General features: G+C 68.6%; 11 protein-coding genes. 10 read left to right on the plus strand and 1 reads right to left on the minus strand.

Annotation, left to right across the window (positions count from 1 at the left end; genetic code table 11):
- Window positions 1-4 precede the first annotated feature (4 nt).
- The 7 genes from EV380_RS07995 to EV380_RS08025 all read left to right on the plus strand — a co-directional run bounded on the left by EV380_RS07995 (window position 5) and on the right by EV380_RS08025 (window position 11529).
- Window positions 5-265, plus strand: a complete 261-nt coding sequence (locus EV380_RS07995) for an acyl-CoA carboxylase subunit epsilon (protein WP_130450557.1) — start codon at window positions 5-7, stop codon at window positions 263-265.
- Between the two features lie 84 nt (window positions 266-349).
- A complete protein-coding gene (locus EV380_RS08000; RefSeq protein ID WP_130450559.1) occupies window positions 350-2068 on the plus strand; it encodes a DUF885 domain-containing protein in 1719 nt (572 codons plus the stop codon).
- Window positions 2069-2141: 73 nt separating this feature from the next.
- On the plus strand, window positions 2142-3569 hold the full coding sequence (locus tag EV380_RS08005; RefSeq protein WP_130450561.1) for a dicarboxylate/amino acid:cation symporter: 1428 nt from the start codon (window positions 2142-2144) through the stop codon (window positions 3567-3569).
- A gap of 148 nt (window positions 3570-3717) precedes the next feature.
- Window positions 3718-4425, plus strand: coding sequence for a TetR/AcrR family transcriptional regulator (locus tag EV380_RS08010; protein ID WP_130450563.1), 708 nt, complete (start codon window positions 3718-3720; stop codon window positions 4423-4425).
- Between the two features lie 39 nt (window positions 4426-4464).
- The gene (locus EV380_RS08015) at window positions 4465-7947 is read left to right on the plus strand and encodes an MMPL family transporter (RefSeq protein ID WP_130450565.1); all 3483 of its coding nucleotides are present in this window, start codon (window positions 4465-4467) and stop codon (window positions 7945-7947) included.
- A 60-nt stretch (window positions 7948-8007) separates the two neighbouring features.
- Window positions 8008-8697 (plus strand): Maf family protein, encoded by a 690-nt coding sequence (locus tag EV380_RS08020; protein WP_130450567.1) that lies wholly within the window; start codon window positions 8008-8010, stop codon window positions 8695-8697.
- Between the two features lie 1062 nt (window positions 8698-9759).
- Complete coding sequence (locus EV380_RS08025) at window positions 9760-11529, plus strand: acetyl/propionyl/methylcrotonyl-CoA carboxylase subunit alpha (protein ID WP_130450569.1); 1770 nt, start codon at window positions 9760-9762, stop codon at window positions 11527-11529.
- A gap of 61 nt (window positions 11530-11590) precedes the next feature.
- Here the strand turns inward: EV380_RS08025 and EV380_RS08030 are convergent, their stop codons facing one another.
- Window positions 11591-12919, minus strand: coding sequence for an ROK family protein (locus EV380_RS08030; RefSeq protein ID WP_130450571.1), 1329 nt, complete (start codon window positions 12917-12919; stop codon window positions 11591-11593).
- A gap of 120 nt (window positions 12920-13039) precedes the next feature.
- Here EV380_RS08030 and EV380_RS08035 point away from each other — a divergent pair, with 120 nt between their 5' ends.
- The 3 genes from EV380_RS08035 to EV380_RS08045 are packed head-to-tail and all read left to right on the plus strand — an operon-like array spanning window position 13040 to window position 16152.
- Window positions 13040-14311, plus strand: coding sequence for an ABC transporter substrate-binding protein (locus EV380_RS08035; RefSeq protein ID WP_130450573.1), 1272 nt, complete (start codon window positions 13040-13042; stop codon window positions 14309-14311).
- 24 nt (window positions 14312-14335) lie between these two features.
- Window positions 14336-15253, plus strand: coding sequence for a carbohydrate ABC transporter permease (locus tag EV380_RS08040; protein ID WP_130450575.1), 918 nt, complete (start codon window positions 14336-14338; stop codon window positions 15251-15253).
- Between the two features lie 2 nt (window positions 15254-15255).
- Window positions 15256-16152, plus strand: a complete 897-nt coding sequence (locus EV380_RS08045; protein ID WP_102159128.1) for a carbohydrate ABC transporter permease — start codon at window positions 15256-15258, stop codon at window positions 16150-16152.
- The last annotated feature ends 31 nt before the right edge of the window (window positions 16153-16183 follow it).

The following is a 16183-nucleotide window of genomic DNA, read 5'->3' on the forward strand; positions in this document are numbered from 1 at the left end:
CGCCATGAGCATCGACAACCGCCTAGAGGGCACGACGCCGGCCCCGGCCGGCGCAGCTGCCGGGGCACCCGCGCTCGAGGTCACCCGCGGCAATCCGACGCCCGAGGAGCTCGCGGCGCTGACCGCCGTCGTCCTGTCCCTGCGCGGGATCGAGGCCGTCGAGCGCCCGGGCCGTCGCACCCGCAAGGACACGATCCGGGACCGCGTGCGGCACAACCGCCGCATGGTCTCGATGCCGGGGGCCTGGCGCAGCGGCCGCTCCTGAACAGGCTCTCGGTAACGCCCCGCCGAGAGCCGCCGCGGGAGATCCTGCATTTATTCAATGGTCCGTTCACGATATGGTGGCGGCATGACCCAGAGCACAATCGAGGCCGAAGCCCGCCGCGCGCCCACACCCATCGATGCCGTGGCCGACGCGTACTACCAGCGAACCCTGGCCCTGAACCCGGACCTGGCCACCATCCTCGGCATCCCGGGAGGCGAGAGGGAGTACGGCGACTACTCCCCCGCCGGACGCGAGGCCCAGGCCGAAGCCGCCCGTGCCGTGCTGGACTCCTTGGCGGACCTCGAACCCGCCGATGAGATCGACGCTGTCACCCTCGACGCGATGCGCGAGCGCCTCGGACTCGAGCTGGAGATCCACGCCACGGGCATCACGGAACTGAACAACATCGCCTCACCCGCTCAGGAGATCCGCAGCATCTTCGACCTGATGCCGACGGTGACGGCCTCAGACTGGGAACACATCAGCGGTCGGCTGGCGAACGTCCCGGCCGCGCTGGCCGGCTACACGCAGTCGCTGCAGACCAGCCGCGACGCCGGCCTCGTCTCCGCGCGGCGTCAGGTCGAGATCGTCATCGAGCAGACGCGCGAGTACGCCGCCGAGGACGGCTACTTCGAGCAGCTCGCCCAGAACGCGCAGGTAGCCGACGGCGAGTTGCCGGCCGAGCTGCAGGTCGACCTGACCACGAACGCGCGTATCGCCGCAGAAGCCTACGGGTCGTTCGCCGATTTCCTCGAGGTCGAGCTTCTCGATGCCGCCCCAGTCAAGGACGCCGTCGGCCGCGAGCTGTACGCGCTCAAGTCCCGCCGCTTCCTCGGGGCCGCCGTCGATCTCGAGGAGACCTACGCGTGGGGCATCGGCGAACTCGAGCGGATCATCGCCGAGCAGCGCCGCGCCGCCGAGCAGATCCGCCCCGGCGCCTCGATCGCCGAGGCCAAAGCGATCCTCAACGCTGACCCAAAGCGCCAGTTGCACGGCACGGATGCGCTGCGGGACTGGATGCAGGCACGCTCCGACGCCGCGCTCGCCGCCATGAAGGACGTGCACTTCGAGATCCCCGCCCCCATGGACCGGCTCGAGTGCAAGATCGCCCCGACGCAGGAAGGCGGCGTCTACTACACCGGCCCCTCCGACGACTTCTCGCGCCCCGGCCGCATGTGGTGGTCCGTGCCCGCGGGTGAGGACAGCTTCACCACGTGGGCGGAGACGACGACGGTCTACCACGAGGGCGTGCCCGGCCACCACCTGCAGATCGCCACGGCGACGCGCCTGAAGGACACCCTCAACCCCTGGCGCCGCCATCTCTGCTTCACCTCCGGCCACGCCGAGGGTTGGGCCCTGTACGCGGAGCGGCTCATGCACCAGCTCGGTTTCCTCGACGATCCGGGCGACTACCTCGGAATGCTCGACATGCAGCGGATGCGCGCGGCGCGCGTCGTCTTCGACATCGGCGTCCACCTCGAACTGGCGATGCCCGAAGATTGGGACGCCGACCTCATGGGCGCGGGCGCCCCGGGGCAGACCTGGGACCCGGAGGTCGGCTTCGACTTCCTGTCCCAGCACCTGGACCTCTCCGAAGGCCAGCTCAAGTTCGAGTTCACCCGCTACCTCGGGTGGCCCGGTCAGGCGCCGTCGTACAAGATCGGTCAGCGCCTCTGGGAGGAGATCCGCAGCTCCCGCGAACAGCGCGAGGGTGAGAAATTCGACCTGCGGGCCTTCCACACCGACGCCCTCGCGGTCGGCTCCGTCGGCCTAGACACGCTGCGCCGCGCCCTGCTGGAGTGACCCGGAGCACCCGGATGTCACACTGCGCCACAATCGCTTCGCGGCAATAGACCCCGTCACCTATTGTCGCCGGGTGAGCACTCAGACTTCCACCTCGACGAAACCCCGCCTGCCCCGCTGGATGACGGCCTTCGGGCCCCAGGTCATCGCCGCTCTGTTCGTCGGCGTCGCCCTCGGGCTCGTCGCCAAGGCGACCGGCAGCACCACCGACGACCCGAACGCACTGGGCCAGACCCTGCAGATCATCGGCTCGTCCTACGTGTCGCTGCTGCGTACGGCCGTCATCCCGCTGATCTTCTTCGCGATCATCGCCTCGATCGCGAACCTCGCGCAGGTCTCCAACGCCGCCCGGCTGGCGTGGAAGACCCTGCTGTGGTTCGCGATCACGGCACTGATCGCCGTCGTCATCGGCATCACGCTGGGCACCGTCTTCCAACCGGGCGTGGGCACGGGCCAGGAGACGCCCGCCGGGTACGACGGGAGCACGGGCAGCTGGCTCGGCTTCCTCCAGGGTCTGATCCCGTCTAACTTCCTCGGGCTGGACGTCTCGGCGAACTATTCGGCGGACGACGGTTCCGTCTCGACTCGGGTCAACTTCAACGTCCTGCAAATCATCGTGATCGCGATCGCCGTCGGCATCGCAGTCCTGAAGCTCGGCTCCGCGGCCGAACCGTTCCTGAGCTTCTCCCGTTCCGTCCTGGCCATCATCCAGAAGGTCCTCTGGTGGATCATCCGTCTGGCCCCCATTGGCACCATCGGCCTGCTCGGCAACGCGACCGCGACGTACGGCTGGGACACCATCGGCGCCCTCGGCAAGTACACCGCGGCCATCTACGTCGGCCTTGCCCTCGTACTCTTCCTCGTCTACCCGGTCCTGCTGAAGATCAACGGGCTCTCCTTCCGGAAGTACTTCGCCGGCGCCTGGCCCGCCATCCAGCTGGCCTTCGTCTCGCGCTCCTCGATCGGCACGCTGCCGCTGAGCCAGCGCGTCACCGAGCGGAACCTCGGCGTCCCCAGCGGCTACGCATCCTTCGCGGTCCCGCTGGGCGCGACGACGAAGATGGACGGCTGCGCGGCCATCTACCCGGCGATCTCCGCGATCTTCGTGGCCCAGTTCTTCAACGTCGACCTGAGCCTCATCCACTACCTGCTGATCGTCTTGGTCTCCGTCGTCGGTTCCGCCGCCACGGCGGGCACGACTGGCGCCACGGTCATGCTGACACTCACGCTGACCACCGTCGGTCTACCGCTCGAGGGTGTAGCCCTGCTGCTCGCCGTGGACCCGATCCTCGACATGGGCCGCACCGCGGTCAACGTCGCCGGGCAGATCCTCGTGCCCACCCTCGTCGCCAAGCGCGAAGGAATCCTCGACGAGGACAAGTACAACGCTGCCAACCCGCTCGACCCCTTCGCGGACGAGGACAGCGAGACCCCCGAGGCCGCCGCCTCAGAGACGGGGAGCGCGGACGACGACAAGGAACTCGTCGACACCCGCAGCTGATCCTGCCGCCCGCAGCGGCGGCCCAGCGTCCGGCACCGGCCGGCATCCTCGCGACGAGGGTGCCGGCCGGCGTCGTCTCCGGAGCACCCGCACGCCGAACCGCACTAATTTGCACAGTGTGCAAAGTTGCACGTAGTGTAATGATGTGATGACGACTCGACGCAATCTCTCACCTGCCCCGCCGGTCCTGCCGGACGACTCCCCGGGAGCCGGCCCCGTCTCCCGCCGCGAGCAGAACAAGGCCGCGACCCGCCGCGCGATCGTCACCGCCGCCGTCGACATCCTGCGCGCGAATCCGGACGAACCGATCACCGCGGACCGCCTGGCAGATGCGGCCGGCGTCTCGCGCAGAACCTTCTTCAACTACTTCGGATCCATCGAGGCCGCCCTCAACGTGCCGATGGACAACTTTCTCGACCTCGCGGTCGAGAACCTCGGCACCCTCCCCGAGGACACCCCCGTCGCCGAAGCAGCCGTCCGCGCCATCCGGGACGCGATCAGCGCCGACGCTCTACGCCCCGTAGCTGAGCTCTTCCTGCTGGCCGAGTCGAATCCGCAGCTGGCCCGGCTCCAACTGGAGTCGTGGAACACGTGCGCCGAGCGCATCGTCGAATTCCTCCGGGAGGACGACGCCGACGTACCGCCGCTCGCCGCCTCGACGTTCGCGCAAGCGCTCGTCGGCGCCGGCCGCGCAGCCTTTGCGCACTGGGGCAGCGAGCTCGGCGACCACAGTGCCGAGGGCGGCCTCGCGCGCAGCCTCGGACGTCCCTCGCTCGAACGCCTCCAGGCGACCGTGATCGAGGCCCTCACCCAGCTCCGCGACGGCTTCCCGGCGCTGCGCTCCACCTGCCTCTGACGGCTGCCCGCCCTCCTCACGCCCCGAAAGGCATTCACTTTGGCTTCCTTCCTCTACCGGCTCGGCCGGGCCGCTTTCCGCCGACGCTGGTGGTTCATCGCCGCGTGGGCGGCCGTGCTCACGATCGTCGCCCTGTGCGCCGGCTTGTTCATGGGCACCTTGACCAACCAGTTCTCGATTCCGGGCACCGAAACGCAGCAGACCCTGGATCGGCTAAAGGAGGAACTGCCCGAGGCCGCCGGCGGGACCGGCACGATCGTCTTCCAGACCGAGGACGGTCAGCCGTTCACCGAGGCGCAGAGGAGTGCGGTCGCCGCGGCCCTCGGCGAGCTCGAGCAGCTCGATCCGGTCCGCGAGGCCCGCGATCCCTTCGAGACGCAGCAGCAGCTCGACGATGCCCTGGCCGACCTGGACGAGGGCCGCACGCAGCTCGAGGAGGGCCGCGCCGAGCTCGAGGACGGAAAGCAGCAGCTCGCCGATGGCAAGCAGCAGCTCGAAGACGGACGCACTGAAGTGGCCGACGGGTGGAAACAGCTGGAGGCCGGCCAGAGCGAACTCGACGTCGGGCGCGCCGAGCTGGAGGCCTCGCGCCCCGAACTCGAGCAGGCCCGCGCCCAGTTGGCCGACGGCCGCGCCGAATACGAGGCCGGCCAGGCGAAGCTCGCGGACGGCCGCGCCGAATACCAGGCCGGAAAGCAGCAGCTCGAGAAGGGCCGCGCCGACTACCAGAACGGTCTCGCCGAGTACCGAACCGGCGTCCAGCAGGCCGAGGCCGGCGCGCAGCAGATCGCCGCCGCCGAGCGGGATCTCGCGGACGGCCAGTCCGAGCTCGACGCCGGCCGCGAGCAGTATGAGACCGGCGTCGCCCGACTGACTTCACAGTTCGGTGTGAGCACCCTCGCGGACACGACGAAGGCGCTCGACGCCGGTCAGGCGCAACTGGACGCCGCCGCGGAGTCCGGCGAGATGTCGGATGCGGAGGTCGCCGCGGCACAAGCGCAGATCGACGAGGGCCGCGCCGCCGTCGAGCAGTTGACGGCGACGGGCGCGCAGTTGGACGCGGGCCAAGCCGAGCTGGCCTCGGGTCGCGCCGCGCTGGAAGCGAAGCAGAAGGAACTGACCGCTGGCGAGAAAGAACTCGCCGGCGCCAAGCGTCAACTCGACGCCGCGAAGGCGGAGATCGCAGACGGCCAGAAGGAACTCGACGCCGCCTCCGCGCAACTCACCGCGGGCCAAGCGGAGCTCGACGCCGCGGCCGCACAACTCGCCGACGGCGAGGCGAAGCTGGCCGCCGGCGAGCGCCAGTTTGCCGAAGGACAGGCGCAGATCGAAGCCGGCGAAGCGGAGATCGCCGCCAACGAGGAGCGCCTGACCGAGGCCGAGGCGACACTCGACGCCGAGGCCGCGAAGATCCCGGAGGCGGAAGCCGAACTCGCGGACGGCGAAGCCGAACTCGCCGACGCCGAAGCACAGATCAGCCTCGGAACCCGCCAGGCGGCGTCGAGCGAGGGCCTGCGTTTTGTCTCGGCGGACGGGACGACGGCGGCCGCCGCCATCCAGTTCGTCGGTTCGACCGACGCCCTGACCCCGGCGGAGCGTGAGGAGATCCAGCGCGTCGCAGACTCGGTCGGGACCGCCGGTGTCGACGTCGAGTACTCGAAGGAGATCATCCAGGATATCAGCGAGGTCTTCGGCGCCGCGGAGATCATCGGCATCGCGATCGCCGCGATCGTCTTGTTCGTCATGCTGGGAACCATCGTCGCGGCGGGCCTGCCGCTCATCGTCGCGGTGCTCGGCGTCGCAGTCGGCGTCGGGTCCACGTTGGCGTTGTCGAGCGTGATCGAGATGGCGTCGATCACGCCCGCGCTGGCGCTCATGCTCGGCCTCGCGGTCGGCATCGACTACTCGCTGTTCATCGTGCACCGCCACCGCCGTCAGCTCCTCGACGGGATGGAACTGGAGGAGTCGATCGGCCGCGCGACGGGGACCAGCGGCAACGCCGTCGTCTTCGCCGGGCTGACCGTCGTCATCGCGCTGGCCGCCCTCGTGGTCCCGGGACTGCCGTTCCTCTCGATTCTCGGCCTCTCGGCGGCGTTGACAGTGGCAGTCGCCGTCGTCATGGCCCTCACCCTGACCCCGGCGATCCTCGGAGCACTCGGTCAGCGGCTGCTGTCCAAAAAGGCCCGCGCCCGCGCCGCGGCAGCCCGGGAGTCGGCGGCCGCACCGCACCCCGGCGCGTCGGCCGGAGGCGACGCGCAGGGTACGACGACGAAGCGCGGCTGGGGCGCCCTCGCTACCCGCCGACCGTGGCTCACGACGATCGTCTCCGTCGCCGTGCTCGGCCTCATCGCGCTGCCGGCGCTGGAACTGCGCACGGCCCTGCCGGACGGCAGCGCCGAGCCCGTCGGTTCCAGTGCACGGACGGCCCACGACGAGGTGGCGGAGCGCTTCGGCGCCGGCTACAACGGGCCGCTCCTGGCCGTCGTCGACCTGCCGCGAACGGACGACGGCGCCGCACTCGACGAGGACGGCGCGCTGGAGGCGAATCTCGACGTCGCCGACTACTTGCGGGACATCGACGGCGTCGTCGCGGCCGTCCCGGTCTCCACGAACGAGGCGAACACCGTGGGCATCGTCCAGATCATCCCCGCAGCCGGCCCCTCCGACGAGCAGACCGAGGAACTCGTGCACGAACTGCGCGCCGAGAAGGGCGCGATCGCCGAGGCCACGGGCTCCGAGGTCGCCCTCACCGGGCAGGTCGTGGGCCAGATCGACGTCTCCGAGAAGCTCGCCGAGGCACTGCCGCTCTACCTGGGCATCGTCGTCGGGCTGTCACTGATCCTGCTCCTGCTGGTCTTCCGCTCCGTCGTCGTGCCCCTGCTCGCGACAGCCGGTTTCCTACTCTCGCTGTTCGCCGCCTTCGGCGCCACGGTGGCCGTCTACCAGTGGGGCTGGCTCGGCGAGATCTTCGGCGTCGCCTCGCCGGGGCCGATCATGAGCTTCCTGCCCATCCTGCTGACCGGCATCCTGTTCGGCCTGGCCATGGACTACCAGGTGTTCCTCGTCTCCGGAATGCGCGAGGCCTTCGCCCACGGCCAGGACGCGCGCGAGGCGGTGACATCCGGTTTCCGGCACGCGGCCCCGGTGGTGACCGCTGCGGCGCTGATCATGACGAGCGTCTTCGCGGGGTTCATCTTCAGCCACATGACGATGATCCGGGCGATCGGTTTCTCACTGGCGTTCGGCGTGCTGTTCGACGCGTTCGTGGTCCGGATGACGCTCACCCCGGCTGTCATGCACCTGCTGGGCCGGCACGCGTGGTACCTGCCGCGCTGGTTGGAGAAGGTCCTGCCGGACGTCGACGTGGAGGGGGCCAAGCTGCAGACCGCGCGGGCCGAGGTTCCCGACGCCGACGACGCTCTCGGCCTGGACGACGCCTTCGGCCCGGACGGCGAGTTCTACGCAAACAGCCCGACCTCCCCGGCCACGAGCGAGTTGCCGGCGACCGGCACGCGGGTGTAGCGCCGGCGTCGTGCCCGCTGCCCGCGCCGGCGAGGGGCCGCGGACGTATACGGTGGTGGCATGACCGAGAACTCCGCCCCCGTGCCCGCCACCGCCGAACTTCCGCTGCTCGTGCTCGCCTCCAAGTCGCCGGGGAGGGCGCGGATCCTGCGCGACGCCGGAATCGCGTTCGAGGCGCTCGTCTCCGACGTCGACGAGACCGCCGCAGTGGCCGACGCCGAGCAGCGTTTCGGCGACCTCTCCCCCGCCGACACGGCCCTGCTGCTGGCCCGCGCGAAAGCCGAGGCCGTCGCCGCTGGCGGCGACGCGGACGGGGCGGTCGTGCTGGGGTGCGACTCGGTCTTCGAGCTCGACGGCGTCCCCTACGGCAAGCCGTACACCGAGGAGGTCGCCGTCGAGCGTTGGCGCGCGATGCGCGGGCGCACCGGTGTGCTGCACACGGGGCACTGGCTGATCGACGACCGTGCGACGGACGATGAATCGGGCGAGGACGCCGGCACCGGCGTGACCGTCGGCGCGGTGGCTTCCGCCGCGGTGACGTTCGGCCGGCCGAGCGACGAGGAGATCGCCGCGTACGTGGCGACCGGCGAGCCGCTGCACTGTGCGGGTGCATTCACGATCGACGGTCGCGGGGCGGCGTTCATCGAACGCGTCGAGGGCGATCCGCACGCGGTGGTGGGGCTCTCCGTCTCGACGCTGCGGGACCTCCTGGATCCGATGGGTCTGACGATTACTGACCTCTGGTCCTGACCACCGCTCCGGGCCAGAGGACCGGCCCCTGCACAGGCTCTGTCCTGCCTGGACCAGGATCTCCTCGAGCCGCACCGGATCCAGTAGATCCCTCCAGATCCACCGGGCAACGCGCGTGCCCGTACGCCGGATTCGGTCCTCCCGCACCTTCTCGTCCATTAGCACAGAACCACCGTCGCGACCGGCCGCCGCCGCCAAGCGGCCGTACTCGATCGCGCCATCGAACTCACCGACCACCCCCGACTCGGGCCAGCCGAAGTCGGTCCGGGCGATGTACTTGCCGCCGTCCTGCACCCTGTACTGAGTGCACGGAGCGACGAAGCCCAATCGGTCGATCAGGACGCGGCTGAGGGATTCCCCGGCGGATTCGGACGACCCGTCGGCGAAGTCGATGGCTCTCCGGGCCCGTCTCGCCTTGCGGCGTTCGACGACGTGCGGAACCCGGGCGATCACCGACGCCCTGTCCGTTGAGCATCTGGCGCGGCCGGCGAACGCCGCATCCAGGATGATGACCGCCTCATCGAACGGAAGGTACCCGGCGCATTGGGCCACGGTGTCGACGAAGTCCGAGATGGAGACCCCTCCCGCAGCCCGTGCACCCGCGGAGGAGGAAGGTACCGGTGACGTACGCCGAATCCACGAGGCTGGAACTTCCCGTCCAGCGGAACCTGCGCCAGCTCGCTCCGAAGCGGCCGTGCGCAGCATGAGGACGTGCCCGGGAAGCGAACGGGCCACTGCGGCGGAGCCGCAGAAGCTCTCCCCGATGGTAGGCCCGAAGCGTCGCGGCGCCGTCGTCGCCCAGGAGCCGGGTGGAGATGAGCGGAAAGTCCATGGGAACCGATCCTGCAGCCTGTCCACCGACGGTTGCACGGCGCGCCAGCACCCCGTGGAGAACTCCGCCCGTCAGCGCGTCCAGTGGACGGAGAGTGCCACGCACCGCGCGATTGTAGAAAACCTACAAATATGGACGGGCGGCACGCGGAAAACATCGGTTTGATGCGTTGATACCCCACAATTGCCGGTAGGCTCCTTCGTGTTCAAGAGAAGGAGACCGCACACACCATGGCCAAGCTGACCAAGGTCCTCATCGCCAACCGCGGCGAAATCGCCGTCCGCGTGATCCGCGCCGCTCGCGACGAGGGCATCGCCTCCGTCGCCGTGTACGCCGATCCGGACCGCGACGCCCTGCACGTCCGCCTCGCCGACGAGGCCTACGCCCTCGGTGGAAGCACCGCTGCGGACTCCTACCTCGTGATGGACAAGATCCTCGACGCCGCGGCATCCTCCGGCGCCGACGCGATCCACCCCGGGTACGGCTTCCTCTCCGAGAACGCCCAGTTCGCCCAGCGCGTCATCGACGCCGGCCTGACGTGGATCGGCCCGCCCCCGCAGGCCATCTCCCAGCTCGGCGACAAGGTTCAGGCCCGCCACATCGCGGAGAAGGTCGGCGCCCCTCTGGTCCCCGGCACGAAGGACCCTGTCGAGAGCACCGAGGAAGTCGTCGCCTTCGCCGACGAGCACGGCCTGCCCCTAGCCATCAAGGCCGCGTACGGCGGCGGCGGCCGCGGTATCAAGGTCGCACGCGACCGCGCGGACATCGGCGAACTCTACGAGTCGGCTGTTCGCGAGGCCACCGCGGCGTTCGGGCGCGGCGAGTGCTTCATCGAGCGCTTCCTCGACGCCCCGCGCCACGTCGAAACCCAGTGCCTGGCAGACGCCCACGGCAACGTCGTCGTCGTCTCCACCCGCGACTGCTCCCTGCAGCGCCGCAACCAGAAGCTCGTTGAGGAGGCGCCCGCGCCGTTCCTGACGGACGAGCAGAACGAGCGCCTCTACGCGGCATCGAAGGCCATCCTCGTCGAGGCCGGCTACGTCGGAGCCGGTACGTGCGAGTTCCTCGTGGGTCAGGACGGCGTCATCTCCTTCCTCGAGGTCAACACCCGCCTTCAGGTCGAGCACCCGGTCTCCGAGGAGGTCACCGGCATCGACCTCGTCCGCGAGCAGTTCCGCCTCGCGCGCGGAGAGGCGCTCGGTTACACGGACCCGGAGATCCGCGGCCACTCCTTCGAGTTCCGCATCAACGGCGAAGACGCCGGACGCAACTTCATGCCGGCCCCCGGCACCATCACCGCCCTCAAGCTGCCCACAGGCCCAGGTGTGCGAGTGGATTCCGGCGTTGAGGAGGGCGAGTCCGTCTCCGGCAACTTCGATTCGATGATCGCCAAACTCATCGTCACCGGCTCGACCCGCGAGCAGGCCGCTCAGCGCGCCCGACGCGCTCTGGCCGAGATGACGATCGAGGGCATGCCCACGGTCCTGCCGTTCCACCGCGCCGTCATGTCCGACGACGCGTTCGTCCCCACCGAGGCCCCGTTCCGCGTGCACACGCGCTGGATCGAGACCGAATTCGAGAACAGCATCGCCCCGTTCTCCGCCGCCGACTCCGCACCGGCCGCCGAAGACGACGGCGAGCGCCAGTCCATCACGGTCGAGGTCGGAGGCAAGCGCCTCGAGGTCGTCCTGCCGGCCGGACTCGGTGCCGCCGCAGCCCCGGCGAAGGCCGGGAAAGCCAAGCGCAAGCGCTCCTCCCGCGGCGGAGCGACGGCGGCCGTCTCCGGTGACGCGTTGACCTCGCCGATGCAGGGCACGATCGTCAAGGTCGCAGCGCAGGACGGCGATACGGTAGCCGAGGGCGATCTGATCGTCGTCCTCGAAGCGATGAAGATGGAGCAGCCACTCACCGCGCACAAGGCCGGCACCATCGAGGGGCTGACCGCCGCCGTGGGCGAAACGGTCAACGCGGGCGCAGCGATCGCGACGATCGCCGACTGACCCGGACGGTCCCGGCACGACGACGGCGTCGCCCCAGCGCGGGGGCGACGCCGTCGTCGTCTCATCCGGCTGAGACGGCCGAGGCGGCTTCGCTCAACAGCGCTCGCTCGCGCACGAGGGCGATCGCCGAGGACACCGCGCCGCGAAGGACCACGTCCGAACCGTGCGTCGACGCGACGAGGTCCGCCCACCCGAGCAGGGACCCCTTGCCCATGATCTCGCGGGTCCGCCGCAGGACCGGTTCGGCGGAGGCCGCGATCGAACCAGCCACGATGATCCGATCCAAGTCCAGCAGCCCCGAGAGAAGTTGAACCACCGGGGCGAGCCTCCCCGCGAGCGCGTCGACGATGCGCAGGGCCGTGGCGTCGCCACGCTCAGCCGCACTGAAGACGGCCTCTGCTCCCCGTTCAGCTGGCGGCAGAGCGGCGAGTTCGCCCGCGAGTTCGCCCGCCTCGGCGAGTTGGCGGATCTCCCAGCGCACGCGCCGCAGGAGGCCGTGCGGCGCTTCGACGCCGACGACCATGTCGAGGACCCTCATCTCGCCGACTCCCCCGTGCTTGCCGCGCAAGAGCCTTCCGTCGACGACGATTCCCGCCCCGAACCGCTCCGCGGAGAGCAGGGTCGCGAAGGATCGTACGCCGACGCCGGCACCTTCTGCGGCTTCGCAGAGCGCCGCCAGATTCGCGTCGTTGTCGACGAGGACCTCCCACCCGCGGCCATCGAAAAGTGAGATGAATCCGGGGTTGACCTTGTTCCAGTAGTTCTCATCCTCGTCCGCGGGCGACTCCCCGTCCGGGTCTACGGGCGCGGGTACGGCGATGACGATCGCGGAGACACGCTCCGGTGCCACGTCCGCGAGGCTCAATGCCTCGTCGACGAGGTCGAGGAGGAGCTGGCGCCGCGTATCCGCCGTCCGGGTGGCCCCGATGTTCCGGTGGATCCGCACGAGCTCCACGCCGTGCAAGTCGGTGACCACCACCGTGAAATCGTCCTCGTCCGCGTCGCACGCGATGACGTAGGCGGCATCCGGCCGGAACACGTAGCGCAGCGCGGGGCGGCCCTTGGCGTAGTTGCCTGCGGCCCGCGCGTCCGCGACTTCCTCGAACCACCCGGCCGCGGCGAGGTCGCGGCAGACCGACAGCACAGTGGCACGGGTCAGACCCGTACCCTCCATGAATTCCGTAGCCGTGAGCGGCTGCCCCGGCCAGGCGAACGTGAGCAGTCTCCGCGCGTTCAGCGTGCGCGGAGAGACCGGTTCGTCGTTCTGCTGCTCTCGCCCGAAGGAGGTCTCAGCGCGCGCATGGGGCGCTACGAACGAACCATCCGGGGCGGCGGCGGCCCGCTTCCACCGGTTCGGGTCCGAGGATTGGAGTTCTGTGACGTCATGCACATTGTAATTATAGACGCACTTATATTTACATGCTAAATTTATGCCCGATACGGTGTGGTGCACATCACTACACCTTGTGACGATCTACCTCTCATCGGACTCGACCCCAAGGAGACGAGCATGGGTTCATTCCCACCATCGACGGTTTCGCGGCGGAGTCTTCTCGCCGGTGCCGCAGGGCTCGCCGGACTCACCCTCGCCGGGTGTTCCGGAGGCGGCGGCGACGCGACCGCGATCCGCTTTTACCAGACCAAACGCGAAGTCATCCCGTACATCCAGGACTTGCTCGCGGAATTCCACGCCGAATTCCCAGACATCCGGCCGATCCACGACACCAGCGAGGCCACCCTCAACGGGCAGTTCGTGCGGGCCTCTCCGCCGGACCTCGCTCTGCAGCTCTACAACTACGAGATGGCGCGCTTCCAGGAACGCGGAGAGCTCAGCGACCTCTCGGATCTGCCCGAGGCCGCGACGATCACCGACTCCGTGAAGGAGCAGATGGCACTCTACCCCTCGTATCCGGGCCGGCTCTCGGTGCTGCCCTATTCGATGATGTCTGCGGCCGTGATCTACAACAAGGAGATCTTCGACGAGCACGGCGTCGAGGTTCCAACGACTCACAGCGAGTTCATCGCCGCCTGCGAGACGTTCCAGGACGCGGGCGTCACGCCGATCTACGGCACGTGGGCGGACAACTGGACCATCGTCCAGGGCCTCGTGGACTACACCGTCGGCGGCATGGTCGACGTGATCGGTCTTTTCCAGCAGCTGCGAGAAATCGGCCCGGATGTCGGGCCCGATTCCGAGGTCTCCTTCAGCAAGGTCCTCCGCGAACCGCTCGAGAAGATGCTCACCCTGCTGCCGTACCACCAGCGCGACGCGAGGGGCCGGAACTACGGCGACGGCAACAACGCCTTCGCGAACGGCGAGGCCGCCATGTACTTCCAGGGGCCCTGGGCGCTCGTCGAGGTGCAGAAGATCAATCCGGACGCGCAGGTCGGCACCTTCCCGCTGCCGATGACGGAGGACCCGGCCGACAACAAGGTCCGTGTCAACCTCGACCTCGCCCTCTGGATCCCCGAGGGTTCGAACCGCAAGGACGAGGCCCGCGAGCTGCTCCGATTCCTCGCTCGACCGGAGATCCAGGATCCCTACAACGAACACGCTCTGGGCTTCGGCGTGCGCACCGACGCGCCGCCCGTCACCGACGAGCGCATTCTTCAGATGCAGCCGTACGTCGACCGCGGCGCGGTCTACCAGGGCGTGTCCCAGGGCATCCCGACCACCATCCCCTTCTACAACTACAGCCAGGACCTCGTCTACGGAGCCAGCCTCGAGCGCATGCTCGCCACGCTCGACGCCGACTGGGCACGTCTGGCCAAGCGCGCCTAACCGGCGGATCACCCTAGGAGCATCATGTCCCTCACTTCACCTGAAGCGCCGGCGGCCACCCCGCCGGCCGGGCTGAGGCCGACCCCGAAGCGCCGGCCCGACAAGACCCACCTGTTCTTCCTCCTGCCCACGCTGATCGCGTTCACGCTGTGCATCGCGCTTCCAGCGGTCATGGGCATCTTCTTCAGCTTCACCAACTCGGTAGGCTACGGCGAGTGGGACTTCGTGGGGCTGGCGAACTACGAGCTCATGTTCACCGACCCGGCGATCATGGCGTCCTTCTGGTTCACCATCTGGTTCTCGGCGGTGACCGTCATCGCGACGAACCTCATCGCGTTCCTGCTCGCCGTGGGATTGACCGCCCAGATCCGGGCCCGCGTGCCCATGCGGGCGATCTTCGTGATCCCGATGGTTGTCTCGCCCATCATCATCGCGTTCGTCTTCCAGTTCCTCTTCGCCAAAACGCTTCCGACGGCGGCGCAGGCGGTCGGCTTCGGCCCGCTCGAGGACAGCATCCTCGCCAATCCCAACCTGGCTTGGCTGTCCATCGTGATCGTCACCGCGTGGCAGGCCGTTCCCGGCGCCATGCTGATCTACATCGCCGGCCTCCTGGCCATCCCGGGCGACCTCTACGAGGCCTCGGCCCTCGACGGCGCCGGCCCGTGGAAGCAGATGAAGATGATCACCATCCCCCTCATGGCGAGCTACATCGTCATCAACGTCATCCTCACGTTCAAGGGGTTCCTCAACGCGTACGACATCATCATCGGCCTGACCGACGGCGGTCCCGGCACCTCGACGCGATCGGTGGCCATGACGATCTTCTCCGGCTTCGAAACCGGCGACTACGCCTACCAGATGGCTACCGCCACGATCTTCTTCCTCATCACCCTGGCCATCGCCGTCGTGCAGCTGCGCCTGATGCGCCGAAAGGACCAGTGACCATGTCGACCTCAAGCATCGATTCGATCGGGACCACCCGAAAGGTCCCCACCAACCGCTCCAAGGCGCGGCTCGGCAAGGACAAGTTCAACCTGCCGCTGACGATCGTGCTGGCTGTGTGCACCCTGGCCGTGCTGGTCCCGCTGTTCGTCACGGTGTCCATGGCCTTCAAGACCGGCGCCCAGGCCGTCGAGGGCAAGGCGTTCTCCCTGCCGAGCCCGCTCAGCATCGAGGGCTTCATCGAGGCTTGGCGGATGACCAACTTCCCGGTCACCTTCATGACCTCGGTCTTCGTCTCGGCGATCGCCGTCGCCGGCGCCGTGCTGATCAGCAGCATGGCCGCCTACGCGATCCACGCCAACTGGGAGCGCAAGTTCTTCAAGTTCGCGTTCTTCTACGTCCTGGCGGCCATGTTCCTGCCGTTCCCGGTCCTCGCGCTCTCGCAGATCAAGCTCAGCGGTTTCGTCGGCCTGGATACGCCACTCGGCGTCGGCATCCTGCACATCATGTTCATGCTGGGCTTCAACGTCCTCCTGCTGACCACGTTCCTGCGCGGCATGCCGCACGAGTTGGAGGAAGCGGCCCGCATCGACGGTGCGACGACGTGGCAGACGTTCTGGAAGGTCATCTTCCCGGTGCTCTCGCCGATGGCCGCCACCGTGGGCATCTTCGCGTTCCTGTTCTCCTGGAATGACTTCATGATGCCGTCGATGATCATCTCCGATCCGGCAATGCAGACGCTGCCCGTGGTGAACCAGCTCTTCCAAAGCCAGTTCAGCAGCAACTACCACATCTCGTTCGCCTCCTATCTGATGGCGATGGCCCCGGCGATCATCGTCTTCATCTTCACTCAGCGCTGGGTCCTCTCCGGGGTCACCCAAGGCGCCGTGAAGTCCTGATCCGCAGCGCAGAACCAGGGTCCGCCTCGGG

The sequence above is a fragment of the Zhihengliuella halotolerans genome (assembly GCF_004217565.1).
Lineage (GTDB): Bacteria > Actinomycetota > Actinomycetes > Actinomycetales > Micrococcaceae > Zhihengliuella > Zhihengliuella halotolerans.